The sequence below is a fragment of the Bacillus basilensis genome (assembly GCF_050630465.1).
Classification (GTDB): Bacteria; Bacillota; Bacilli; order Bacillales; family Bacillaceae_G; genus Bacillus_A; species Bacillus_A basilensis.
Map to the genome: position 1 here is coordinate 430310 of NZ_JBNTQO010000001.1, position 22859 is coordinate 453168.

Here is a 22859-nt window from a genome sequence, read left to right on the forward strand (position 1 = left end):
TATATGGATATAGAAATTAGAGCGTATAAAAAAGAGGATGAAACCGGTTGGGTACGTTGTCGTGTGTTATCTTTTTTAGATACAGCTTATTACGATAATGTGTTTAGAGAGAAAGAAAAATATGAACATCCTGCTATTGAATTAGTAGCTGTATATGAAAATCAAATTGTGGGTTTAATAGATATCGAATATGAATTAGAAGAACGTACAGTTTGTTCAAGAGGAACTGGCCTTGGCGGTATGATTTGGCATATTGCAGTTCATCCGGATTTTCGTAGAAGGACAATTGGTGATCAACTATTATATAAAGCAGAAAAGTTAGTAAAAGAACATAACCTAAATCGCCTGGAAGCATGGACTAGGGACAATTTATGAGTTCATGGATGGTATGAAAAGAACGGATTTGTAAACGTAGACTCCTATTTACACGTATATAGCGATCATACTGACGAGATGAAAGGTGTAATGAAAAGTAATATAGATCAGTTATATCCAGTTCAAACATTTGCTCATTATACAGGTGAAAATAAAGAAGACATAAGAAAACAATTTAAACGGGTTCATGATTGTTTTTGTTTTGAAAAGTATTTTAGTTAACAATTCATACGGGTTAAAGGATATATTTGTTTTGAATAAAGATGATAGCAGACGTACGAGTCAAAAATACGTCTGTTTACTTTTGTAAATAATACTAATAACTATTACATTATGTAACGTAATTAATAGATGGTAGTATAATCGAAAAACATATAATAAACTAACAAAAAAGTGTAAATACATTCATCACTTGTTTATCAATGCTGTGAACGGTAATACTAAATAACATTGAACTTTTATAACAAGGGATGATAATATGATATTCATTTACACAGATTTCGGCGGAACACATTCAACTGCACTCGCTGCAGCTTATCATTTAAATAAATTACCAACGGATCGCAAGCTAACAAAAGAAGAAATATTAAATGTAGAATACTTTAATAAATTGAAAACTGAAGATATGGGGAAAATTATTTTTCATGGAATAGATGAAAATGGTAACCCGGTTTATACAATTGGATGCGGCGCATCAAAAGTCGTTGTACCTGCGATGAAGCATTTAGGAGAAATTCTGCAAAAGCATTATCAAAGTCATGAAAAGATTATTTTTTCTAATACATCACCAACAGTGCCTTTACCAATGACTTTTGGCGGTCTGTTTTCTAGAAGATTTCATATTGACTTTATTGGTGTACCACTACTTGTATGGGGAGCAAAACTTAGTTGTGATAATGTACAAAGACTTGTTAGTTATACGAAAGAAGCCGGACGATTAACAAATGATTATGTTGTGATTTTAGATAATGAAACTTTTAAATAATGTATGATAAAAAGAAAATCGAGCAAATTTCTTGATTTTCTTTTTAATTTGTGAAAAAGACAAGAAATATTCACATTTATCATCTATCTACTATAGCCAAAACAATAAAGTCCTGTTACTATTACAGGGATATTCTCTTTTCATAACATAAATATATAGAAAAATTAGAAAAGAGGAATTGAATTAAGGGAGGAACAACATGAAGCGTGTTGCTTGGATTACTGATAGTACAACTGCGAGTTTTACAACAGAAGGAGATAACTTTGTTATCCCAATTGAAGTTATTATTGATGGTGTGTCGTACAAAGATTGTGAAGAAGGTGTGCGTGAGCGCGTTTATAATGCTGTGAACGAAGGTAAAACTGTCACTACATCACAGCCTAACATAGGGGAAATGGTAGATTTATTTTCGAAGTGCAAAGAAGAATATGAAGAGGGATTTGCAGTTGCTATTAGCGGAAAAGTAAGTGGAACCTATCAAAACATGAAATTAGCTGCAGAAATGGCAGGTTTCCCATTAACGGTATTAGATAGTGAAACAACAAGCTATCCAATGGATGAACTAATTAGAAAAGCGAAATCGTTATACAATGATGGTATGACTTTACAAGATATACACAAAACATTAGTAGATGAAAAAAGAAGACCTTTCCACGTATTCCCGAAAAGTTTAAAAGGCCTTTATGCAAGTGGACGTGTAAAGGGAGTTCAATTTTTACTTGGAAGTTTATTAAGTGTCAACTTAATATTAGAAGTAAAAGGTGGAGAACTTTTACTTGAAAAGAAAGTTCGCAAAATCCAAAAATGTCGAGAATACATTAAAAATGAACTTGAAAAAGAGTTACCAAGAGTACTTCATATGTTCCATGCTAACGATAAAGATGGAGCTGAAGAATGGATTACAGATATTAAAAAATCATTCCCAGAAATGGATTTTAAACTGTATCCATTACCAATTTCATTTGCGGTTCATGCAGGTGAAGGTACAATAGCAATTAGTTATTAAGAAGAAAACCCGTGAATAATTCGCGGGTTTTTTTATTTAAAAATGGTGCACACCACGCCGCCATCAGGTGGAAGTTTTATAGCGCTTTAGAACGAAATTTGTGTTAACTCGAAACAAAAATTTTATTTTATCGCTTTAGGGAGCAAGCACAATCCCTTGACTTGATTTGAAATTAAAAATATAACCCTTTGCCTACTGGTTGAACAGTTTCTAGTACAATATCAACCATTTCTTGATTAATTAGGGTTCTTATAATCCAAGCTGAGAGTTCTTGAGCAGCAAAACAACCCGCAGCAGTTGAAATATTTCCTTCATTTACGAAACTTTTTTCAATAACGTCTACACCAAATTCTTTAAGTTGTTCTACTGCGGATGGATATGTAGTTGCTTTTTTGCCAGTTAACAATTTTTTAGCTCCTAATAGTAGTGAACTAGAACACATAGATCCTATTAATTGTCTTTGAGGATTTACATGAATGCTATGAAGATATTCTTAATTTTTATATAAATCTTGTACACCCTTACCACTTGCAAATATTACAGCGTCAGCAGATGGAATATCAGATAGGCTTCCTGTCATCGGAATACGCAAACCAGACATGGAAATATGAGTTTTTTCCGTTCCTAATAGTTGGACATTCCAATCAGAAATACCGCCAACTAAACGTACACGATTTAATAAATCCCATGGTAGAAAAACATCTATATCAGTAAAGTTATCGAAACAGACTATTGCAATTTTCATTTTCTACTCCCCCATTACTGTTGTTAACGTTACCAATTAAATTTTCTAACAAAAAATTGCTTTAACAACTGATTCTAACTCCATATGTATGTCCCTTTATTTACAATATAAACTTCTCCTTTTTATGTTCTATATTAAGTTATAAATCCCTGTATATTCCATGCGTATGAAAGGGGGGTTAGCGATTTTTTGTACAAAACCAAGATCTGTAGCAATAACTTGTAAGGTATTGGGGATGAGAATCTTTAAAATTCTAAAGGAAATCACACATACAAATAGAAATAAAACCGTCATCCTTCTTATAAATTTACAGATAGAAACACATTTTTCTTTTTTAGGGGGGCTTTGTTTCATTAGCTTACTAATATATATATAAATTGCCAGCAATCAATAAATCATATGATTTTTATAATTTTTGTAAAATAATTTTGACGTATTTATTTTTTCAATATAAAATAATATTCGTTCATCCAAATTTAACCAACAGCATATAAAAGATATATCTTTATATATGCATAGGTATGTATCTTTTTAGTTTTAAGGGGGAAGGGTTAATATGAAAGTAAAGAAACTAGTTACGCTTGCAGTACCATTTATGCTATTAGTAGGTTGTGGATCTGAGAAAACAGATGCAAAGCCGAAAGAAAAAGTGGAATCAAAAGCAGAAACAAAAGAGAAGTTATCGAAAGACAAGTATCCTGATCGAATAACAGCTATATCTACCGAATTCTTGCAGAAAGTCACTGAAATGTCTGAAACAGCAAAGGATAGAACAACCAGTGATAATGAAGTATCTAAGAAAATATTAGCACAAGTAAAGGATATACAGAAAATCATTAAGAAGTTTGATACTATTGAACCGCCAGTAGAGTATCGAGATGCCCATAAAGACATATTAAAAGCAGTAGATTGTTATAAAGAAGCATATTCGATTCAAGAAGAAATATTAACATCAGACAAGAAAGCAGACGAGAAAGAACTTAAGGATAAAGCAGTAAAGTCAAAAGACTTACTAAAAAAAGGTTCTGAACTTTGGGTATCTGGTTACAAGCCAATTCAAGATGCGATAGTAGGTAAAACGAATGAAATTAAGGATAACTCTGACTCTAAAACTGATAGTCTTTCAATTTCTGATACTTCTACTCTTAGTAATAAAGATGTGCAACTATCAATAAGTGGTAAAGAGTTAGTAGGGGAATGGGGCAGCTATGAAGGTTCTGAATTCATCAAAGCAGTTGAGTTTCTTGAGGATGGTACATATATCGCTTATGATGACAAAGGTAAAACACCCTATGAGCAAAACCATATGGAAGGAAGCTGGTTCTACACTCAAGAAAAAAACCAAGTATCTTTAACGGCGAAAGAAGTTGTAAAAAACGGGAATAAGATTGATACAAGCCAGTTAAAAGTAGCAGTAGACTACAAGGTTGATTCCTTTAAAGACAATTCGTTCAAGATGACAGACGCAAAGGGAAACAGTCTACAAGCAGAAAAACGTAAGTAATTCATGCAAAGTATGTACGCTATTTGATTTTAATTCATTCAAAAAAGACATTTACTTTTTCAGTAAGTGCCTTTTTTATATCAAAGAAACAAATCCGCTTTCTCTTTAATTCATTAAGCTTAAGTTACAGTTATAGTATAAGCGAGTTGAGGAGAGCTATGCAGGAATAAAAAATATTAAAAGCTTTATTCCAAAAGTGACTAGCGAAACAGCTATATATCTGTCTTAAATGTTTAGAATGTTTCGTTGATTAAATGAACTTTTTTAAACATTTTATGTTTTGTGAAGAGGGAAATGGATATTGAGTCCTTTAACAAAAGAGAAAGGGAGTATATTTCTTTCTTTTTATACAAATTATTAAGGGTGAAATACTTATGAAATAAGTAGCTTTTACTAAGAGATTATAAATTGTTAAGGTGATTGAATACATGCCAAAGTTAGATGTAGAGGGGTGTAACCTTTACTACATAGTAAAAGGAAAAGGGACGCCTATCATTTTTATCCACCCACCTACACTTACTTGTGAAAATTTTGAATATCAACTAGAAGAATTATCTAGAAATTTTAAAGTAATCGCTTTTGATGTTAGAGGACATGGCAACAGTTAGAGTTCAAGTCAGCCAATTACGTATTCACTAATTGCTAAAGATATGAAGAGTTTACTGGATTATTTGGAAATAAAAAAGTCTTTTGTATGTGGGTATTCAATAGGAAGCTCAGTTGCCTTGGAATTTTTATTAACATATCCCGAAAATAGTTTAGGTGGGATTCTAATAGGTGGAATGTCAGAAGTGCGTCAAGGCTATTTAAAAAATAAGATTTCTCTTGGTGTCCAATTGGCGAAAGCAAGAGCAATTTCATTTTTAGCATTTTCCATTTCTTGGGGGAATTCAAATACAAATAAATTATTCAAAAAAATGTTTTGAGAAGCTCGGAAAGGTAATGCCAAAAATATTGAACAATATTATCGCTACAGTTTGCAATATAATTGTACCAATCAACTTAAAGACATTCATCTACCTGTGTTGTTGGTTTATGGAGAAAATGACAAAACTTTTTATAGTCATGCAAACTTACTACATGAAGAATTGCCATGTAATGAATTAAGATTTATTACTGGTGCAAAACATCAAATACCAACAAAAGCGGCTACAGAGTTAAATCAAATGATTGAGCAGTTTGTTTGTACTCATTCTAAGGTGCTTAAAGAAGTTCTTAAATCATAAAGTATTATCTCAAATCCTAAAGGGGATTTGAAATTTATATTTTCAAAAAGGATAACGGTATAAGTTTTGTTTCTAACTTAAAAAAATTATGATTAGCAGTAAATCAATTAGAAATGAAATTGTGGAAATAGGGGATTTCTAAAAGTGAAGATTTAAAAAAGTACCCCATGAACCTAATGGACAATGAAGGTATGAGTTAGAGGAAGATACATAACAATTAACAAGTGGGGATGTTGAAAAATTAATTCGGATCACCATATCCAAAAAAGAAAATTTTACGTATTAAAACAGATTAGCCGATTTCCTGTAAAACAAGAAACCGGCTATCTGCTTTTTATAGGGTTGTTGTCTTTTAATAGTAACAGTTACTAGTTTGGATTACTTTGTTTCTTCTGTGTGATAGGCTTAATTTCATCAGCAAACTCTATATTTGCCAAGTTTACTTTGGATGGAATAAATATTCTTGTTTTATTTTGAAAACCTTGGAACGTATGTTTCATAGGTCTCATCATACTTGAATTACGTGTTGCTAATAATCCCAAAACTGTTCCTAATCCTAGTAAAGAAGCCCAAATCCATTCTTTATTATTCTTCTTTTTATTTCCTAATAACTCAAACATTTGTTGGGTTATTTTTTTAGAATTGAATAATGAAATCAAAAAGTTAAGAATATTCATTTTTGTCCCCCCCTGTAAAAAAATCGTAAAAAGAAACACTAGGTTCAATTTCACATAATTTATGATGCGATATTTTATAGAAATTTATGATGCCAACTTATACTAATAATTCTTGATTTTTAAATCGGAATCTCCTAATATTACCTAAGTGTTTTTTACTGAAATGTGCAAAATAGTTTTATAAAAAATTCAAAAAGGAGATGAAAAGTTATGTATTATTAGATTGGAACTTTATGACTTCTTTTTTAATAATCTGTTATGTAATGTCGAAAGGGTGAGTAACGCAAGAATCGACCCTACTAAGGCAAGTGACATATCCCATTGTGCATCCCATATATCGCCTTGCATACCTAAAAAGTCTTTTGCCCCTTTTCCTCCCTTTGCTATTTTAAAAGTTAACCATTCGATGATTTCGTATAATGCAGCAATAGCAAGCGAAATACTTATACTAATCGTAACTAACCAAGGACCTTCGGTTAGTTGAGTTTTCCGTAATAATATTTCTCTTATCACAATTGTAAAAAAACCTTTTATCAAATGTCCAAATCGATCGTAGTGATTCCGATTTAAATCAAAAGCATCTTTTATCCAATTAAAAAGTGGAACCTTTGAGTATGTGTAATGACCACCGATGAACATTATAATGGCTAGTATTGCAATTATGATATAAGAGAGAGTGGAAAAGCGAAACTTATTGTATATTGCAATTATAATGATTAGACCGAGAACGGCAGGAATAGCTTCCGCTGCCCATGTCGAGTATCTTGCAGGCTTAATAACGGACCATATAAAAACTGTGGTAAAAATTAATAATAAAAATAGATGAATCATTTTACTTTTGTCTCTTATCACTTTTTTCACTCCTATTGAAAGACTTTCTACTTAAAGTATTTGAAAAATCGTAGTTTCGTATACAGAGTATTTAGAACTGTTTGCCTTAGTTTACACTTAAGAACAGCTTTTTTAATAAGGAAAGTGATCTTGCCTAGTAGATATTCACAAAGAAAATAGCTATATTCACAGCATGATTCGCGTACCTAAACTTAACTATTATTTTTAAATAAGAATAACATTTACAGCCTGCGTAAACTGCTCTAAAAGGTGTAGCTCTATATCAATGTCAAGTTAAGAATGCGAAGAGAATATAGGGAAGTGTGCTTTCTATAAATTTTTGTGTCTAAACTAAAAATGTACATAACCAGTAGAAGGAGCATTATCACGTTAAACATGTTCGATTTGCAACTATATATTATTTATCTATTTATACCGAGTAGAATAATAAGAAAGGACATGCACACTACATATTTCTTTTTTGTGAGGGCATTATATTTATATAAACATTTCAAAAACAAAGGAGAGCGTCTGCATGAATTACAAAATGTTTAGGGCTATCAATCGTCTAGCTGGTCGTAATTCAACCATAGATACATTTATGATAGTTATTTCACAAAAGACTCGATTCCTGTACATTTTTTTATTAGCCTTAATGTGGTTTAGAAACAATTCTTATAAAAAAATTATTTTATTTGCAGGGGTATCAGTAGTATTTTCATTATGTATAAATCGTTTTATCCAGTTCTTTTATTTTAAACCTCGTCCGTTTGTTATACACCGTGTGCGTTTACTTATTCCATCAAAGAATAATTCTTCATTTCCTAGTAAACATACCGCAGTAGCATTTGCCTTAGCAACCTCTGTCTTACTTCGTGAACGTTTATTTGGATCGATCATGTGGTTTTTAGCAATTTTGACAGGGTTCTCACGTATCTGGCTAGGGCATCATTATCCATTTGATATCATAGGAAGTGCCTTTATGGGAATCTTAACCAGTATAGTTATTGGCAATACTTCATATTTATTTAATTCTTTTGTTACCTGGATTATAAATGTATATAGAAAAATATTTTTTGTAGATTTGAAACATTTCTGACGATATCTTTGATAAATCGCAGTACATAATCTTTCACATTTTTTTACTAAAGTAACTTTTTCTTGAGATATATTTTGGAATAAACTACAGAAATGTAGCCAATCCCTTAATTATTAAAACTTGCTCCCTGTTTACTTATTATTAAGTAATAAGAATACTTAAGTGGTTTGAAGTAAATATTATGACTGTTACAAATCAAAAGGAGGTCATTATAATGAACAAACAAAGAGCACAAGAGATTGCCGCTTCACCAGTCATGGCTAATGTAACGTATAATGGAATTCCAATTTATATTCAAAATGTGGCTGAAAATAATGAAACAGCTAGAATATATCCTCTTAATGAACCTAATAATGAACAAGAAATCCCTTTATCCAACTTAATAGAACATTAATGGTTTATATGTTACCTCAATAAATAATTACTCAAACATACAAGCACCACTTACAGTGGTGTTTGTATGTTTGAGTAATCTTATTTTCTATTTTCTTCTAGCTAATTAGGTTAATAAGGATAAAAAATATTTTTGATTGGTGGTTACAATCCACTTTAATAAAGCAAAAAACTACTAAATTATGGTAGAGATTACTAAATAAATGACTTATTTAAATTAGTGATAACAATGTACCTCCAACGGCACCAGAAAAATGTAAAAACATGCATTGCTGATTTAAAGGATAGGGTTTCTGTATTAGAACCTGAAGAACCTCAATATAAAGGGTTTTAAGTAGACTGGAGGAAATTACTATGTCTTACCTACCCGAATGGGCACTTGTCATTCTCCGCTCTATATTCATATTAATTGTTTTATTTACTATCACAAAATGTTTAGGAAAAAGGCAAATCTCTCAACTTTCCTTTTTCGAGTACGTAGCTGGAATGACAATTGGTGGTATCGCCGCTCAAGTATCTACGGGGTTAAACCAAAAAATTTTCCATGGCGTCTTTGCCATACTTATTTTCGCTTCGGTACCTTTTTTCGTAGGAATTCTTTCCTTAAAAAACAAAGCCGCGAGAGATTTCTTTGAAGGTAAGTCTATAGTTTTAATAAAGGATGGAAAAATACTTGAGGATAATTTAAAGAAAGAAAAGTATACCAGTGATGAATTACTTGAACTTCTCAGAGGAAACGGAGCTTTTAGTATATCCGAAGTAGAATTTGCTGTCTTAGAACCAAGCGGAGAATTAAATGTATTATTAAAGAAAGAATCTCAACCACTAACAGCAAAAGATATTGGCTTGAAAGTGCCAAATAAAAAGGAAACACAAACTGTTATTATGGATGGCAATGTACTAGATGAACCTCTTTCAGCAAGCGGGCATAACCGCGCTTGGTTGCATTCCGAACTAGAAAAGCTCGGTGTTGTTATTGAAAATGTCTTTCTCGGTCAAGTGGATTCATACGGACAACTTACTATCGACATTTATAATGACAAACTACAAATGCCTTCTCCTCAAAACAAACCTTTATTATTAGCATCTTTAAAAAAATGTCATGCTGATCTTGAACTATTTTCTTTAGAAACGAAATCAAAAACGGCAAGTGAAATGTATAGTAAAAATGCACAACAAATTGAAGCTATTTTAAACAAGGTAACCTACCTTCTAAAGGAATAAAAAAGGACGTTCTCACAAGCGTCCTTTTTGGACTGGTGATTTTTGAGTGATAGTCTTACATAAATTAATGATATGTTATAATTTTTCGGATATACAAAAAATATTGAAATTGGCACACAGATTAAGGTAACACTGAAGAATTAGAACAATACTTGGATATTAAATTAACGCCTCTGTTAGTTGAAAAAGGCTATTTACTGGAAATTAAGTTTAAACGCCAATTATTACATCTCATGAAGCTACCAGGAGGGTATTCGCATCCTAGATACAACTGCATTTCAACTTCCAGATCCTTTTTCATTCGTTTATCCAGGTGCAGGAGGATGCAGTCATACAGCGGGAATAAAGATTCAGCTTGAGTATGATTTATTAAGTGGACAGTTCCTTCATATTCATACAGGTCCAGGTAAACAACATGATCGAACCTATGGTTCCCTGTGTGTCCCAACTGTAACAGCGAATGATTTATGTATCCGAGATTTAGGTTATTTTCATTTGAAAGATCTTCAACATATACAAGAGAAAAAGGCTTATTATATCTCATGTATCAAATCGAATACACGTATTTATCAAAAAAATCCCAACCCTGATTATTTTCAAGATGGCCGAATCAAGGAAGGTACAGAGTATATCCAGATAGATATGGAGGTTGTAATGAACTCTCTTCAACCAGGACAAACTCCTTCTTCTTTTCCAAGCTATACAGAAAGACACCCAAGAGCTATCAAAGATTCTAATTCGTCTGTTCAACCTCCTACAGCAAAACGGGCGAAAATCTCATAGGTATGAGAAGAAAACAGTCTTTGATATATTAGGTGTCGTTTACAATTGTACTGTGTCTGATAATCAAGCGGCTTAATTCAAAAAAGGAAACCCATCAGGGTTTATTTCGTATGCAAATCTTTAAAGCATCTACATATAGACTTTCGAAAAAAGAAACAATCTCGCTTATATATTGAAGTTACATAAGCTTAGCTTGATAGCGATGTGGTTCTACCCCTTATAAATGTTACAAAAATCTTTCAAATAGCTCTAACTTGCACAATGCTTCCCGTTAATATAATACGCTGATTCTGTGAAAACCGTAAATACAACCTCTACTTCTGGAAGTCCAAAATTCATTACATATGTAGTAATGGCCTTGGCAAATCGATTACGAATTTCCTGTCCACGCTCGAACCATTTCACTTCAATAAGAGGAAACGCTTTTATTTCTTCTCCATTGAATACAAACGTAGAACTTGGTAGTTCTAAGGTAAAATTATCCGTACCACACTCACAAATCTCTGCAAGCTCTTCTACTAATGGCTTGCTTATGCTTTTTAATTGTTCAGTAGTAATTCCACGAAACACAACATGCGGCATATGAATCCCTCCGTTAGATAGCTTTATATTTGCTCACATCATAACACAATTTATTTTGCTGCACTAACATCTATTGGTACATTTCAATGACATTCTTAAGAATAATCATATGTTATTGAAGCAATACATGTATTGTAACTATTTAAAACATATGAGAGCTTGGTAATTGGGTAAATAAAAAAGCCTTATCATTCTCCCTGTAAGGAGGTATGAGGGGAGGCCTCTATTAGGAAAGGGATGGTGCGCTTATATATTTTAAAAAGAAAAGACACCCTAAGGTGCCTTCCTCCGACTTGATAACCACTTTAATTTTAATAACATTGGATTCCCATCCGAATACTATTTTACCACGTTAAGTAATGTTGGTCATTGAGAAAGTCGAATACGTAGCGTTCATATTGTAAAATGACAATAACGTTATTTAATTTTAATATCTAAAACACGTATAACCCCGTTCTGACTTTAAGAAGGGGTTAAAATAAAGTCTTTTAATTTTTGATGTGAAATACTTTACTACACTTAAAAATGCAACAATAAAGTTGTTTAAATCTAAGTGTTATTGTACAAACGTGCTCTATTCTAAAATAGTCCTTTACTATTACCTCGTGAAACCCTTTTCACTTTTCTTGTTCTTTTCGTCTCCAGAGTAGTAGCAGAATTTCGAACAATTGAGGTAAGCATCACATAACTCGAGACAGCTGCAACTGCATATCTGCATAAATAATCGCTATCCTCCACAGTGCAACTTACCAAGCCTCGGTGAACTGTGAAGTTACGTTTTTCTAGTCGAACCCAGAACCTCTAAATAATGCTGATTGTACATAATCCCTAAGATGTTCCCAAAGGGATCGACCACGGAAGCAGTAATAAAACCCTCGCCACGCTCTGTGGGTGCCTCGTATTCTTTCGCTCCCATAGACAGCAGATTTTTGAAAGTTTCTGTTACATTATCGACGTGCCAGTACACTACAGCACCGGCCGGTCCGGTCGCTGGACCATCGGGCGCATAGCGGCTATCAATCAGCCCCAGCTCATGCTGGTAATCACCAAGACGAAACTCGGTATATCCTGGACGTTCGAAGTAAGGTTCGATGCCCAACAGTTCGGCGTACCACTTCTTTGCCGCTGCTAGATCATCCGTCCAAAAACTGACTGTGGTTAATCCTCGTAATGTCTGTGTGTCACTCATAATCGATTTCCTCCTTAATGTTGAGTAGTACGTCCCGATGCTATACTAAATTACAGCTTCTGAATTAACTTCGATTTACTTATGAATATCCCTTTCTATTATTCAAGAAACTGTCCCTTTAACCGAATAAAATGACTGACATTTTTAAACACCTTTATTGTAAATGTAACAATTTTATTTGTAATTAAACAATTGTATTATTACTTAACACATATATAGTGACCCTTAGGAGTATGCAAGATTTAATACAGTTTTTTGTTGATTCAACAACAAAAAAGAACCCTAAAACCGTGCCAGGATAGGAATGTATAAAAAAATGCATAGGTCGATAGAACTAAGAAAGGAGGTTCCCTTATAAGGGGAAGATTCCTCCTTGTCCTTGCTACTGATAATGAGACGTTATGTGAACATTATACAACTTAAAATACAGAACATATCACTTTACCCCTATGTAATCTTCTACAGAATCCTACTCTAATAGTTCAATAAAGTAATGCTATAATGTCCATTTATAGGTACATTTCATTAAGTAGAAAATAATAAATCTATTGAGGTTTAATAATTTTGATACTCATAATTTGACATGCATAAAACCAAAATTTACATGTTATATTATTAGGCACACCAATATAAATAATACCATTTTTTCATTCCGTAAATAATGTTGATAAAAAAGGTGAAAGGATTTTTAAAGATAAAAATAGAAATCTATATAAAAAAATATTTAAATGGTAGGGATATTATGAAAATCGGTAAGTTTGGAGAAGTAAATAACATAAGTATTGATACGATTAGACATTATATGGATCTCAGTCTCATTATTCCTGAAAAAAAGGGAGGACACTATTTTTTTGATGAGTATTGTCAAACAGATTTAGAACTTATTTTACATTACAAAGATCTAGGATTTAGCTTGAATGAAATTAAAGGACTATTTTTTTATAAAAATTTAGCGAAATCTATGAATTACGAAAAAGATACTTTTTACCAATCATTATTTAAACTGAAATATGACAAGATGGAACAGGAAATAGAAATTTTGGAGAAGAAACGGGATAAGTTAAAGAGAGTGTTACATGATTTATCATTAACAAATGAAACTTCTAATTCAATTATAGGGGTAGATTTAAGTGTATTACATTTACTTACATGTTCTAAGTGTAATGAAAAACTAATTCTTCAAGATGGAATTATTAATAACAATCAAATTACAGAGGGGAAGTTAATTTGTAATTGTGGTAAAGAATACAATATTACTTCAGGAATTATAACTGCTGATAAATTATTCAAAGTAAATGAGCAAACGTCACTTGAAGATACTATTTCGGATTATATTTATGAAACTGATAATGCATATTTGGAAAATATGCATAGAGAAGGTGAATGGGCGAAAAAGAAACTAATAGAATTAGATTTAAATAACAAATTAATACTGGATATAGGTTCGGGACTTGGATTCTTTTTGAGAAACATTTATGAAGAACTACCAGAAGATTGCCTATACATTGCAGTGGATCGAGATTTCAATAAACTTATATTTTTAAAAGATGTAATAGCGAGAAGAAATCCGAGAAGAAATATTCTCTTTATCTGTGCGGATTTTTTGAACATCCCTATTCAAAATCGGTCTGTTGATATTGTAATTGATCATTCTGGTACAAGCAATTATAGTTTTGAGCATGAGAATTTTTTACTTCACGAATTAAATCCGCTTTTTAAAACGGATTGTTATTTATTAAGTTTATTTATTTTATTTAAAAATTTCAGCTCAAATAGCCAAATTACAAATAACTTTCGGGCAAATTTTACAATTTCAAAAGTAACGAAAGAAATCCAAAATCTACAGTTTCAATCGATTGATGAAAGTACTTCAGATTATTTGAAACGAGGCGGAAAGTACGAGAATTTCTTTGTTCAAGGAGAAGAAATTTATACATATTCATTTTTCGGAAAAAGATGGGGTTAACCCCATCTTTTATTTATTTTCCCTTAAAACTATTCAAATAGTACATATTGCGATTGGGTTGACCCAAGAACTTACAATGTACGTAACACAAATTAGGCAGGGGGAAAAGTTATGGCAAGTTTACGATTACATATAGAAAATAAAAAAAGCAACCAAGAACGAAGAAATATTTGTTTATATTCAATTGCAAAAACAGTATCAATATCCGGTAGCTCTATTTATAGTTTCGCATTAGGATTATATGTTTTACAAATAACTGGATCTGCTTTAAATTTCGCGATTACGCTTATTTTAGGAACGATTCCTATGATTGTTATGAATCCATTTGCAGGTGTAATTGCTGATAAGATTGATAAAAAGAAACTCGTCGTTTGTATGGATGTACTAAGCGGATGCTTATTAATAACGGTTTATATATTAAATAGCTATTATGGGTTAAACTTATTCATCATTTATACTACTACCTTTCTTATGACAGTATTTACAACATTTTTTGGAATAGGATTAGAGGCTGCAAAACCAAATATCGTCTCTAAAGAGAGACTAATGAGTCTTAACTCTATAAGTAAAATTATCGACTCTATATCTTTAATTCTAGGGCCTATGTTAGGGGGCTTTGTTTTTGCAGTCTTTGATATGAAAACTTTTATAATGATTAACGGTATTTCATTTATCCTTTCTGCTATATCCATATTGTTTATAAACTTTAAGTTGTGCGAGCAATACATAAATGAGGAATGTTCAATTAGAGAAATTAATTTTATTAAAGATATAAAGGAGGGATACACTTACTTAATGGAGCGGGAAAGCTTAAAAAATACGTTTAGTATTTTAATTTCACTTAATTTTTTCCTAGGATTTGCTGTAACTGTTCCATTGCCATACATTATTAATACAGTTCTCAATCTTAGTTCTAAACAATTTGGTATGATTCAAGGGACTTTTCCGATAGGTATGATAGTTGGTGCAATATTAGTAAAAAAGATAACTGATCGTTTTTCTTATTCCTATCTATTGAAAAAAATAAGTTTTATGCTGGCAATTTTTATGATAGTTTCAGGTGTCCCTGTTCTATTTAAAAGTATTGAAGTGAATAATATTGTATTTGTTACTATGTATTGCGCTATTATGTTCTTTTTAGGACTAATGATAGCATTAATGGATATCCCTTTAATTTATTTTATGCAAAAAGAGATTCCAGATGAATATAGGGGAAGGGTGCTTAGTATTGGATTAAGTATAGGTAAAATGATGCAGCCGATAGCACTCGCATTATCAGGTCTATTATTAAATTATATTCCAGCCTACACGCTTCCAATTGGAGGAGGGATCGTATTTCTTATTTTGAATAAGGCTTACTCAAATAAGTTGAATTTAGAAATCCATTCAAAAGGTTATAGTGTTGAAGGTAATTAAATAATATCGAAATAGCGCAGGATCATTATCCTGCGCTTAGCTATCGTAATTCTGCTGTTTTTCTAATAACAATCTTATCAATATCATTTTCTTCATCACCAATAAATAACCCGCGCTCTTTTAAATACGCCTCAAAATATAAATCTGCTTCTGCACGTTCATCATACGGTTTTACAGATAGAACGAAACCTAATTTGTTTTGTTCCTCTAAATGAGAAGTGGAGATATAGGCTGGAACATTATGACGTAAAAAGAGTTCTTTAACTGGAATAATCATATCTTTCATTAATTTTGTTAACATACCCATTTCAAATTCGAAATTAAAACGATCTATACTACATAAATCGGCGAATACTACACCGATAAAACCAGTATTAAATACTTCTTGATATTCTACGTCTTCGTCATGATTACCGTAAAAATTCTTTTCGATTAAATAATTTACAAAATAAGCAACACCGTCACTTTGTTCAAATGGTTTCGTTGAAAGAACAAAGCCGATTTTCTTTTGTTTATGTAAATACACACATGACATATATGCTGAAATATTATGTTCTTTAAATAGAGAACTTGTTGCCCCAGAGAGAGCATCTAGTACGTGATGAACAATTTGAAGTTTTTTACGGGCGAAATAATAGGATTTCTTTTGTAACTCCAATGTATCAATAAAGACAGAGCCGATAAAGCCTGTATTTGAAATAATAGGTGTTTGCTTTTTTCTTCCTCTGCGCTTTGCTTGAGCCATTGTAAAAATCATCCCTTCATGTACAATTAAAATTAAAAGAACGTTTGTTCGTATATTTATATTTTACTATTAAAACGCTCTAAAGTAAAGGGTTTTTGACGAAAAAACAATAAAAAAGACACCTGTAAAAGGTGCCTTAAACACTGTAGGGAAGAGGGTTCATCCCAATTATTTATATTATGATACAGAAACAATTTCTTCTGTATCTTCTACATCTAAATGACAGTCCATTGTACGAACATCTTGATCTTCATGACTTCCGAAATAAATAGTAATTTTCATATGTATCGCTCCTTTATTCTAGGAATACCTAAAATAATTACTAGTAATGTTAATATTTATTATATACCACTTTTTTCATTCCGACAACGTTATATCATTTTTTATTCTTTTAGGGTGCAAAGAGTGATTTAAAGAAATATTTTTATAGAAATAGGTACATTTCTTATATCTTATATTTAATACGGGAGGATTCGAATACGAATTTTTATGAAAGGAGCAAAATGAATGAATTATAAAAAGTTGCTTTTACATTAATTATTATAATCTTAAACTATAATGGTGTAATGATTACTGAACCAATACAAGTACCCACCAGTAAGAAAATGATAGTTCGTCATCCAGATGGTAACATCTTTGTATACATAGAACTGAAATTGAAATGAAATATGATAAAGAAATTAAAAAGAATCCAATAAACATATTGGATTCTTTTTGTTAGTTTAATGAACCAAACGTGAAAGAATATGATATTGAGTGTTATTTTTCATAAGATTAGTTAGAAAGTAACGAAAATGTAATGAATTTTAACTACGCTTTTTATATTTTTTTGATACACTGACTACGAGAGGAATACCGATTAATGTCGGCAAAAACCAAAACCATATAGGCGGTAGTAAATTAATAATAGGAATATGAATACCGATGTTTACTAATAGTGCGGTAACAGCACCAATATAAGAGCCTAACATACCTCTAATATGGTGATGGAGCCAATTTTTCCAACGCTTTTTTCTTGCAAGGTAACCATAAATCGCAAATGCATAAGATAAAATTGCAACATAAAATAAATATGCAATTTTATCCCAGTTTATAATGGATAATATAATTGCAGTAATGGTGATGACAACGTAGGATGCATGATATATTTCGCCCCATTCCGTATGTTTTCCTTTCTTCTTTTGAGTAACCATTGCTACAATACCGGTGATTAAGCATATTGTTCCAAATAATATGTGAATGGTTAAAAGAATGTTAAAAATGCTCATAATAATTCCTCCTTTTTTATTTTTATAGTATTGCAATGTAGGAGAAAAGTTGAAACATATTGTTTATTCACCTTAATATATTGAAGTAAAGGTACTCCTAGAACGAGTTTAAACGGACAAATTTTTAGTGAGTCAAGTATTACGTGAAATGAAGGAGAGACTTCCATGTTTACATCTATTACATATTTACAATCAGGGAATGCCAAGCAACAAAAGGTATATGATGTTTTGAATAAATTAAACATAATGGAGGATTTAGTTTTGTATAGTCCCGTTCTTTGCGGGACAATCCCTATAAGAGTTGATACTCTTCAATCTGACTTAGATATAGTAATGGAAGTACATAACTTTGATGTTTTTGAACAGGAAATGAGATCTTTATATGGTTCTTATGAAGGATTCAAAATAAAACAGAAAAAAATTAAAAATACAGAATCGATAAAAGTAAATTTTGAATTTGAAGGCTTTGAATTTGAATTATTCGCTCAGCCTAAGCCAGTGCGTAATCAAAATGCATATAGACATATGATAGTAGAGCACATGATATTAATGCAGCATCCTCATATAAGGGAAGAAGTAATTCATTTAAAAGAAAAAGGTTTAAAAACAGAACCTGCTTTTGCTCAAGTATTACACATTGACGGAGATCCTTATGAAGAACTGATTTTATTGGGGCAGGAAATGAGATTGTGGTAAATAAAATACACAAAAACTCCTCTATAGAAAAAAGAGGAGTTTTTGTTATGTCATTAGCTTACGAATTAATTCACTCAACAATTTAATACCGTTAGTGATTTGTTCTGGAGAAGCATATCCATATGATAAACGAATGTACTGATCGGATTCTTCTTCATAGATACGTCCTGGGTTTAAAAGAATTCCTTTTGATAGTGCCTCTGAAAATAACTTTTTCATTGGAATGTTAGGTACAACCTTTAGCCATATAAAAAGTTCACCATTAGGTATATCCCACGATGCAACGTCTGCGCAATACTTATTTAAAGCTCGTATCATTATTTGTCTTCGTTCTTTTAGTTGAATTCTTACGTTCGCTACATGTTCTTCATAAAAACCTTTATTTATCCATTCAGCAGCAACTCTTTGAGATAATGAACTCGATCCATAGTCTGTTTGCATTTTTATATCTGATAATCTATCAATAACTGGTTCAGGTCCGATAATCCATCCAATTCTAAGTCCTGGGGTAAGTGTTTTGGAGAGACTACCAATATATAATACATGTCCATGTTTATCCTTCGATTTTAAAGGAGCTGGAGGTGGTTCATCAATCCATAACTCGCGGTAAATATCATCTTCAATAATAGGTAACTGTTCCTTTTCACATATATTTAATATTTCTTTTCTTCGCTCTTCAGACATTAAGATCCCTGTTGGATTTTGAAAACAAGGGATTGAATATAAAATGTTTTTCTTCTGACTATATTTTATTCGTTTTAATAACTCGTTAGGTAATATACCGTAATTATCCATAGATATACCAGACAGATTTATTTTTGCTGATTGAAATACGTGAAGTGAGTATAAGTAAGAAGGTTGTTCAAGTAAAACGGTTGATTCTCTATGCAAAAGACCAATTGATATTAATTGTAATGCTTGTAACGCACCAGAGACGATTAATATAGAACTTTGTGATGCATGTATTCCGAATGATTTTACGTATTTACTTATTGCTTCACGTAACGGTAAAAAACCTTTTTGTTCTTCGTATCCAAAATAATCTAATTCCTCACATACGCTTGTCAATATGGACTGCATAGTTTCTAGCGGGAAAAGCTGAGGCGCAAGTTCACCTTTACTAAGATGGATAAGTTTTTTATTTGCTTCTGCTTCATTTATTTCTCGCACCATTAACTTGCTTGGTTTATGAATACCAGCCTTTACATATTCATTCCAATCAGGCGGGGGATTTGTTGCTAATAATGACCATGTATTATTTGTTACAATTGTTCCTGCTCCGATTTGACCTTGAATTAAGCCATCTGCCATAAGTTCATCTAGTGCGGTTATTACAGTACTTCGATTTACATGAAATAATTTTGCTAACTGCCTTTGACTAGGAATTTTACTTCCGATTGGCCATTCTCCATTTTCAATTTTCTCTTTCATATAGTCTATTATCTGCCGATACTTAGGCGGTTTTTTATTAATTGTCATAAAAAAACTCCCTCGTTCACTTTAAAAATACCAAGTGGTTGGTTTTTACGATAAATAACTGGTTGAAGACATTGTATCAACTATTAAATATGATGAAAAGAAATAATTGGTAATTATCAAATGGTTGGTTTGAAGGGGGAGAGAAAATATGAATTATAAAAAATGGAATTATCGAATTATATGTGCTCATGCTTTTACAATTCTAATTTGGGGAACTGCCTTTCCGGCGATTCGTATGGGTCTTGAATCTTACACACCTGAGCATCTTACTTTACTACGTTTATTAATCGCTTCATTTATACTTCTAGTGTTTTCCTGTATATACAAACTACGACTACCGGGTTTAAAAGATATTCCAGCAATCTTTATATTTGGTGCTTTAGGGTTTACTATTTATCACATTGCATTAAACTACGGCGAAAAAACAGTAAATGCCGGATCTGCAAGTTTAATTATTTCAGTAACACCTATAGTAACGGCAATACTTGCTTCTGTTTTTATGAATGAAAAAATGAAATTAAATGGTTGGATCGGTGGTGTAATTAGTTTTATAGGAATTGCTTTCATATCATTTAGTCAAGGGGGGGGCTATTCAATTTAATAGCGGGGGATTATTTATATTATTAGCAGCGATTTCAGAAAGCCTATTTTTCGTTTTCCAATCATCTTACTTAAAAAAGTACGGATTCTTACCATTTACCATATATACAATTTTGTCTAGTACTGTATGTATGCTTATTTTCTTACCGGGAATGTATCAAGAAATACTAGCAGCTCCTCTTGAAGTTAATTTGAGCGTTATATATTTAGGTTTATTTCCAACAGTACTTCCGTATATTGCATTAGTGTATATTATATCTCATGCTGGTGCTGCTGAGGCGACGAGCTCCCTATATTTAACTCCAGTAACTGCGTGCTTTATAGCTTGGGTATGGTTAGGTGAAGTACCTACTTTTATTTCAGTAGTTGGTGGAGTAATTACTATACTTGGAGTTTTAATAGCGCATGTATCATTAAAGAAAGATATTCGAAGTGAAAAGTACAGCGATATAACTGGATAAATTCTATTTAGAAGTGATAATTCCCTGTTTTTTATAATCAAGAAACAGGGAATTATTTCACTGCGTTGAATATGTAAATATATTCTTAATAAAGGAGTTTAAAATATTGAATGTCCAGTTAAAGGTTGTTACGAGAGAATTGGGAAGATGCTTTAAAACTACAAGTTAAAGATAATCAGACGAAATTTGTTCCATCTGTAGCAGTTTCACTTGCTAAAGTATATATAAAACCAGATGGGGACGCTGTAGAATACCAACCATTTGCGATATACAACGGCAATCTAATGGTTGGTTTTGTTATGCATGCTGTTGTAAAAGAAACAACTGATATGTATTGGATAAACGGATTTATTATCGATCGAAAGCAGCAAGGTAACGGTTATGGAAAAGCGGCATTACAAGAAAGTATATACTTAATAAAAAATACGTTTAAGGCGTGTAAAGAAATTAGATTAACCGTACATAAAGATAATATCTCTGCAAAGAAGCTATATGAACGTTATGGTTTTCAATCATTGGGACATGATTATGATGGTGAGCAAGTATATCGTTTATTCGTTTAACTATGATGTAGTAAAGGTGTGAAATGAATTTTTTAATTAAATATAAAATAAATGAATGGGAGGAATAGCAATTGAAAAATAAATTTCATCATATTGTACGAGCTGTAATGATTAATGATTAAGGATAAAAAATTGTTAGTGGCTGAATATATTGTCCATCATTATTTTTTACCTGGTGGCCATGTTGAAGTTGGCGAATCAGCTGAGAATGCATTAATAAGAGAACTACGAGAAGAACTCGGAGTAGATTGTAGTATAAAACAATTTTTAGGAGTCATAGAAAACCAATGGCAAGATCGAGAAGTTCTTCACCATGAAATCAATCATATTTTTGAGATAGATTCACAAGAGTTACATATTGATTTCGTACCAAAATCTAAAGAATCTCATTTAGCATTTCACTGGATAGATTATAATCAAGAAGCTTTACATACTTATAAAATCATGCCAGCACCTTTAGTTAAAGAGTTACTAGAAAGAAAATTAAGTGATGAACTACTAAACTGTTGGATAAGTAATTTTTAAAAACCTCTATTAATAGTAAATTCGTCCAGTAAAAAGAGATTAAGAAAATAGGCTAAAAAACAAGGTACATCACCTAGTGTAAGTTCATATTTTGTTGATGTACGCATTTAAGTATATAGCCATTTGTTTCTACTTTGTTTATTAAAACTTATCAACTTCAATATTTGGACGGAATTTATATTTATAAATGGAGGGGTTTCATAATGAATCAGTTTCAACAAGAACTACAATCATTGAACCTTAATGATTATCAAACTGGTAATGTTGTGTATTGGGATCCACAACAAAGTCAATATCCATACTACTACATTCAAGACGATGCACGTCGTTGCGGCGGATGCGGAGGTTGTGGTGGACGCTGTGGAGGATGTGGCGGCAGATGTGGTGGTTGTGCGGGACGTTGCGGAGGTTGTGTAGGCTGTGCAGGATGTTTCGGTTGCTTTAATTGCTGGAACTGGTGGATCATTTAAGTATTGAAAATTAAAGCTATTTCACTTGAAAGAAAGGTGTGAGAACTATTT

17 protein-coding genes and 7 pseudogenes are annotated in these 22859 nt (G+C 31.9%); 16 read left to right on the forward strand and 8 right to left on the reverse strand.

Annotated elements, in window-relative coordinates:
- Window positions 1-3: 3 nt before the first annotated feature.
- The 3 genes and pseudogenes from ACQVV1_RS02255 (at window position 4) to ACQVV1_RS02265 (ending at window position 2366) form a co-directional block, all read left to right on the forward strand.
- A pseudogene (locus ACQVV1_RS02255) lies at window positions 4-597 on the forward strand (GNAT family N-acetyltransferase).
- A 256-nt stretch (window positions 598-853) separates the two neighbouring features.
- The gene (locus tag ACQVV1_RS02260; RefSeq protein WP_242253453.1) at window positions 854-1360 is read left to right on the forward strand and encodes a DUF3189 family protein; all 507 of its coding nucleotides are present in this window, start codon (window positions 854-856) and stop codon (window positions 1358-1360) included.
- A 199-nt stretch (window positions 1361-1559) separates the two neighbouring features.
- Complete coding sequence (locus ACQVV1_RS02265; protein ID WP_431168548.1) at window positions 1560-2366, forward strand: DegV family protein; 807 nt, start codon at window positions 1560-1562, stop codon at window positions 2364-2366.
- 172 nt (window positions 2367-2538) lie between these two features.
- Here ACQVV1_RS02265 and ACQVV1_RS02270 read toward each other — a convergent pair.
- A pseudogene (locus tag ACQVV1_RS02270) lies at window positions 2539-3111 on the reverse strand (DJ-1/PfpI family protein).
- A 556-nt stretch (window positions 3112-3667) separates the two neighbouring features.
- On the opposite strand from ACQVV1_RS02270, the gene ACQVV1_RS02275 reads away from it, so the two are divergent.
- Both ACQVV1_RS02275 and ACQVV1_RS02280 read left to right on the forward strand, forming a co-directional pair.
- Complete coding sequence (locus ACQVV1_RS02275) at window positions 3668-4615, forward strand: DUF7018 domain-containing (lipo)protein (RefSeq protein WP_431168549.1); 948 nt, start codon at window positions 3668-3670, stop codon at window positions 4613-4615.
- Between the two features lie 428 nt (window positions 4616-5043).
- A pseudogene (locus tag ACQVV1_RS02280) lies at window positions 5044-5841 on the forward strand (alpha/beta fold hydrolase).
- Window positions 5842-6209: 368 nt separating this feature from the next.
- On the opposite strand, the gene ACQVV1_RS02285 reads toward ACQVV1_RS02280, so the two are convergent.
- Both ACQVV1_RS02285 and ACQVV1_RS02290 read right to left on the reverse strand, forming a co-directional pair.
- Window positions 6210-6518 (reverse strand): hypothetical protein, encoded by a 309-nt coding sequence (locus ACQVV1_RS02285; protein ID WP_431168550.1) that lies wholly within the window; start codon window positions 6516-6518, stop codon window positions 6210-6212.
- A 231-nt stretch (window positions 6519-6749) separates the two neighbouring features.
- Window positions 6750-7370 (reverse strand): DUF2238 domain-containing protein, encoded by a 621-nt coding sequence (locus ACQVV1_RS02290; RefSeq protein WP_336376444.1) that lies wholly within the window; start codon window positions 7368-7370, stop codon window positions 6750-6752.
- Window positions 7371-7884: 514 nt separating this feature from the next.
- Between ACQVV1_RS02290 and ACQVV1_RS02295 the strand changes: the two genes are divergently transcribed.
- From ACQVV1_RS02295 to ACQVV1_RS02310, 4 genes and pseudogenes are all read left to right on the forward strand, one after another.
- Window positions 7885-8448 carry an undecaprenyl-diphosphatase gene (locus tag ACQVV1_RS02295; protein WP_431168551.1) on the forward strand — a complete coding sequence of 188 codons (564 nt, stop codon included), beginning with the start codon at window positions 7885-7887 and terminating at the stop codon, window positions 8446-8448.
- Window positions 8449-8662: 214 nt separating this feature from the next.
- Window positions 8663-8842, forward strand: a complete 180-nt coding sequence (locus tag ACQVV1_RS02300; protein WP_242253462.1) for a small acid-soluble spore protein H — start codon at window positions 8663-8665, stop codon at window positions 8840-8842.
- 353 nt (window positions 8843-9195) lie between these two features.
- Complete coding sequence (locus ACQVV1_RS02305; RefSeq protein WP_431168552.1) at window positions 9196-10065, forward strand: DUF421 domain-containing protein; 870 nt, start codon at window positions 9196-9198, stop codon at window positions 10063-10065.
- A gap of 252 nt (window positions 10066-10317) precedes the next feature.
- Window positions 10318-10924: pseudogene (locus tag ACQVV1_RS02310) on the forward strand (IS4 family transposase); the annotation flags it as partial.
- Between the two features lie 173 nt (window positions 10925-11097).
- Here ACQVV1_RS02310 and ACQVV1_RS02315 read toward each other — a convergent pair.
- Both ACQVV1_RS02315 and ACQVV1_RS02320 read right to left on the reverse strand, forming a co-directional pair.
- Window positions 11098-11430: a DUF1904 family protein gene (locus ACQVV1_RS02315; protein ID WP_242253465.1), complete on the reverse strand. Its 333-nt coding sequence runs from the start codon at window positions 11428-11430 to the stop codon at window positions 11098-11100.
- 772 nt (window positions 11431-12202) lie between these two features.
- A complete protein-coding gene (locus tag ACQVV1_RS02320) occupies window positions 12203-12619 on the reverse strand; it encodes a VOC family protein (protein WP_242253466.1) in 417 nt (138 codons plus the stop codon).
- A 742-nt stretch (window positions 12620-13361) separates the two neighbouring features.
- Here ACQVV1_RS02320 and ACQVV1_RS02325 point away from each other — a divergent pair.
- Together ACQVV1_RS02325 and ACQVV1_RS02330 are read left to right on the forward strand one after the other, a co-directional pair.
- A complete protein-coding gene (locus ACQVV1_RS02325) occupies window positions 13362-14585 on the forward strand; it encodes a methyltransferase domain-containing protein (protein WP_431168553.1) in 1224 nt (407 codons plus the stop codon).
- 111 nt (window positions 14586-14696) lie between these two features.
- Window positions 14697-16001, forward strand: coding sequence for an MFS transporter (locus tag ACQVV1_RS02330; protein WP_431168554.1), 1305 nt, complete (start codon window positions 14697-14699; stop codon window positions 15999-16001).
- Window positions 16002-16041: 40 nt separating this feature from the next.
- On the opposite strand, the gene ACQVV1_RS02335 is transcribed toward ACQVV1_RS02330, so the two are convergent.
- Both ACQVV1_RS02335 and ACQVV1_RS02340 read right to left on the reverse strand, forming a co-directional pair.
- A complete protein-coding gene (locus tag ACQVV1_RS02335; protein WP_242253472.1) occupies window positions 16042-16758 on the reverse strand; it encodes a hypothetical protein in 717 nt (238 codons plus the stop codon).
- A gap of 794 nt (window positions 16759-17552) precedes the next feature.
- Entirely contained in the window at window positions 17553-18014 is a 462-nt protein-coding gene (locus tag ACQVV1_RS02340) for a DUF2306 domain-containing protein (protein WP_063223482.1), read from the reverse strand.
- 165 nt (window positions 18015-18179) lie between these two features.
- Here ACQVV1_RS02340 and ACQVV1_RS02345 point away from each other — a divergent pair, with 165 nt between their 5' ends.
- Window positions 18180-18710, forward strand: a complete 531-nt coding sequence (locus tag ACQVV1_RS02345; RefSeq protein ID WP_242253474.1) for a DUF4269 domain-containing protein — start codon at window positions 18180-18182, stop codon at window positions 18708-18710.
- Between the two features lie 45 nt (window positions 18711-18755).
- Here ACQVV1_RS02345 and norG read toward each other — a convergent pair whose 3' ends face one another.
- A complete protein-coding gene (gene norG / locus ACQVV1_RS02350; RefSeq protein WP_431168555.1) occupies window positions 18756-20189 on the reverse strand; it encodes an efflux pump transcription regulator NorG in 1434 nt (477 codons plus the stop codon).
- A 148-nt stretch (window positions 20190-20337) separates the two neighbouring features.
- Between norG and ACQVV1_RS02355 the strand changes: the two are divergent.
- From ACQVV1_RS02355 to ACQVV1_RS02370, 4 genes and pseudogenes are all read left to right on the forward strand, one after another.
- A pseudogene (locus ACQVV1_RS02355) lies at window positions 20338-21250 on the forward strand (DMT family transporter).
- Between the two features lie 106 nt (window positions 21251-21356).
- A pseudogene (locus ACQVV1_RS02360) lies at window positions 21357-21813 on the forward strand (GNAT family N-acetyltransferase).
- Between the two features lie 71 nt (window positions 21814-21884).
- Window positions 21885-22338 (forward strand): annotated as a pseudogene (locus ACQVV1_RS02365) (NUDIX domain-containing protein).
- Window positions 22339-22541: 203 nt separating this feature from the next.
- Window positions 22542-22808: a heterocycloanthracin/sonorensin family bacteriocin gene (locus tag ACQVV1_RS02370; protein ID WP_001071382.1), complete on the forward strand. Its 267-nt coding sequence runs from the start codon at window positions 22542-22544 to the stop codon at window positions 22806-22808.
- Window positions 22809-22859 lie beyond the last annotated feature (51 nt).

What these genes read in the sequence shown, in the direction of transcription:
- ACQVV1_RS02260 (WP_242253453.1), top strand. Translation starts at nt 854, where the DNA reads ATGATATTCATTTACACAGATTTCGGCGGAACACATTCAACTGCACTC.
- ACQVV1_RS02265 (WP_431168548.1), top strand. Translation starts at nt 1,560, where the DNA reads ATGAAGCGTGTTGCTTGGATTACTGATAGTACAACTGCGAGTTTTACA.
- ACQVV1_RS02275 (WP_431168549.1), top strand. Translation starts at nt 3,668, where the DNA reads ATGAAAGTAAAGAAACTAGTTACGCTTGCAGTACCATTTATGCTATTA.
- ACQVV1_RS02285 (WP_431168550.1), bottom strand. Translation starts at nt 6,518, where the DNA reads ATGAATATTCTTAACTTTTTGATTTCATTATTCAATTCTAAAAAAATA.
- ACQVV1_RS02295 (WP_431168551.1), top strand. Translation starts at nt 7,885, where the DNA reads ATGAATTACAAAATGTTTAGGGCTATCAATCGTCTAGCTGGTCGTAAT.
- ACQVV1_RS02300 (WP_242253462.1), top strand. Translation starts at nt 8,663, where the DNA reads ATGAACAAACAAAGAGCACAAGAGATTGCCGCTTCACCAGTCATGGCT.
- ACQVV1_RS02305 (WP_431168552.1), top strand. Translation starts at nt 9,196, where the DNA reads ATGTCTTACCTACCCGAATGGGCACTTGTCATTCTCCGCTCTATATTC.
- ACQVV1_RS02315 (WP_242253465.1), bottom strand. Translation starts at nt 11,430, where the DNA reads ATGCCGCATGTTGTGTTTCGTGGAATTACTACTGAACAATTAAAAAGC.
- ACQVV1_RS02320 (WP_242253466.1), bottom strand. Translation starts at nt 12,619, where the DNA reads ATGAGTGACACACAGACATTACGAGGATTAACCACAGTCAGTTTTTGG.
- ACQVV1_RS02325 (WP_431168553.1), top strand. Translation starts at nt 13,362, where the DNA reads ATGAAAATCGGTAAGTTTGGAGAAGTAAATAACATAAGTATTGATACG.
- ACQVV1_RS02330 (WP_431168554.1), top strand. Translation starts at nt 14,697, where the DNA reads ATGGCAAGTTTACGATTACATATAGAAAATAAAAAAAGCAACCAAGAA.
- ACQVV1_RS02335 (WP_242253472.1), bottom strand. Translation starts at nt 16,758, where the DNA reads ATGATTTTTACAATGGCTCAAGCAAAGCGCAGAGGAAGAAAAAAGCAA.
- ACQVV1_RS02340 (WP_063223482.1), bottom strand. Translation starts at nt 18,014, where the DNA reads ATGAGCATTTTTAACATTCTTTTAACCATTCACATATTATTTGGAACA.
- ACQVV1_RS02345 (WP_242253474.1), top strand. Translation starts at nt 18,180, where the DNA reads ATGTTTACATCTATTACATATTTACAATCAGGGAATGCCAAGCAACAA.
- norG (WP_431168555.1), bottom strand. Translation starts at nt 20,189, where the DNA reads ATGACAATTAATAAAAAACCGCCTAAGTATCGGCAGATAATAGACTAT.
- ACQVV1_RS02370 (WP_001071382.1), top strand. Translation starts at nt 22,542, where the DNA reads ATGAATCAGTTTCAACAAGAACTACAATCATTGAACCTTAATGATTAT.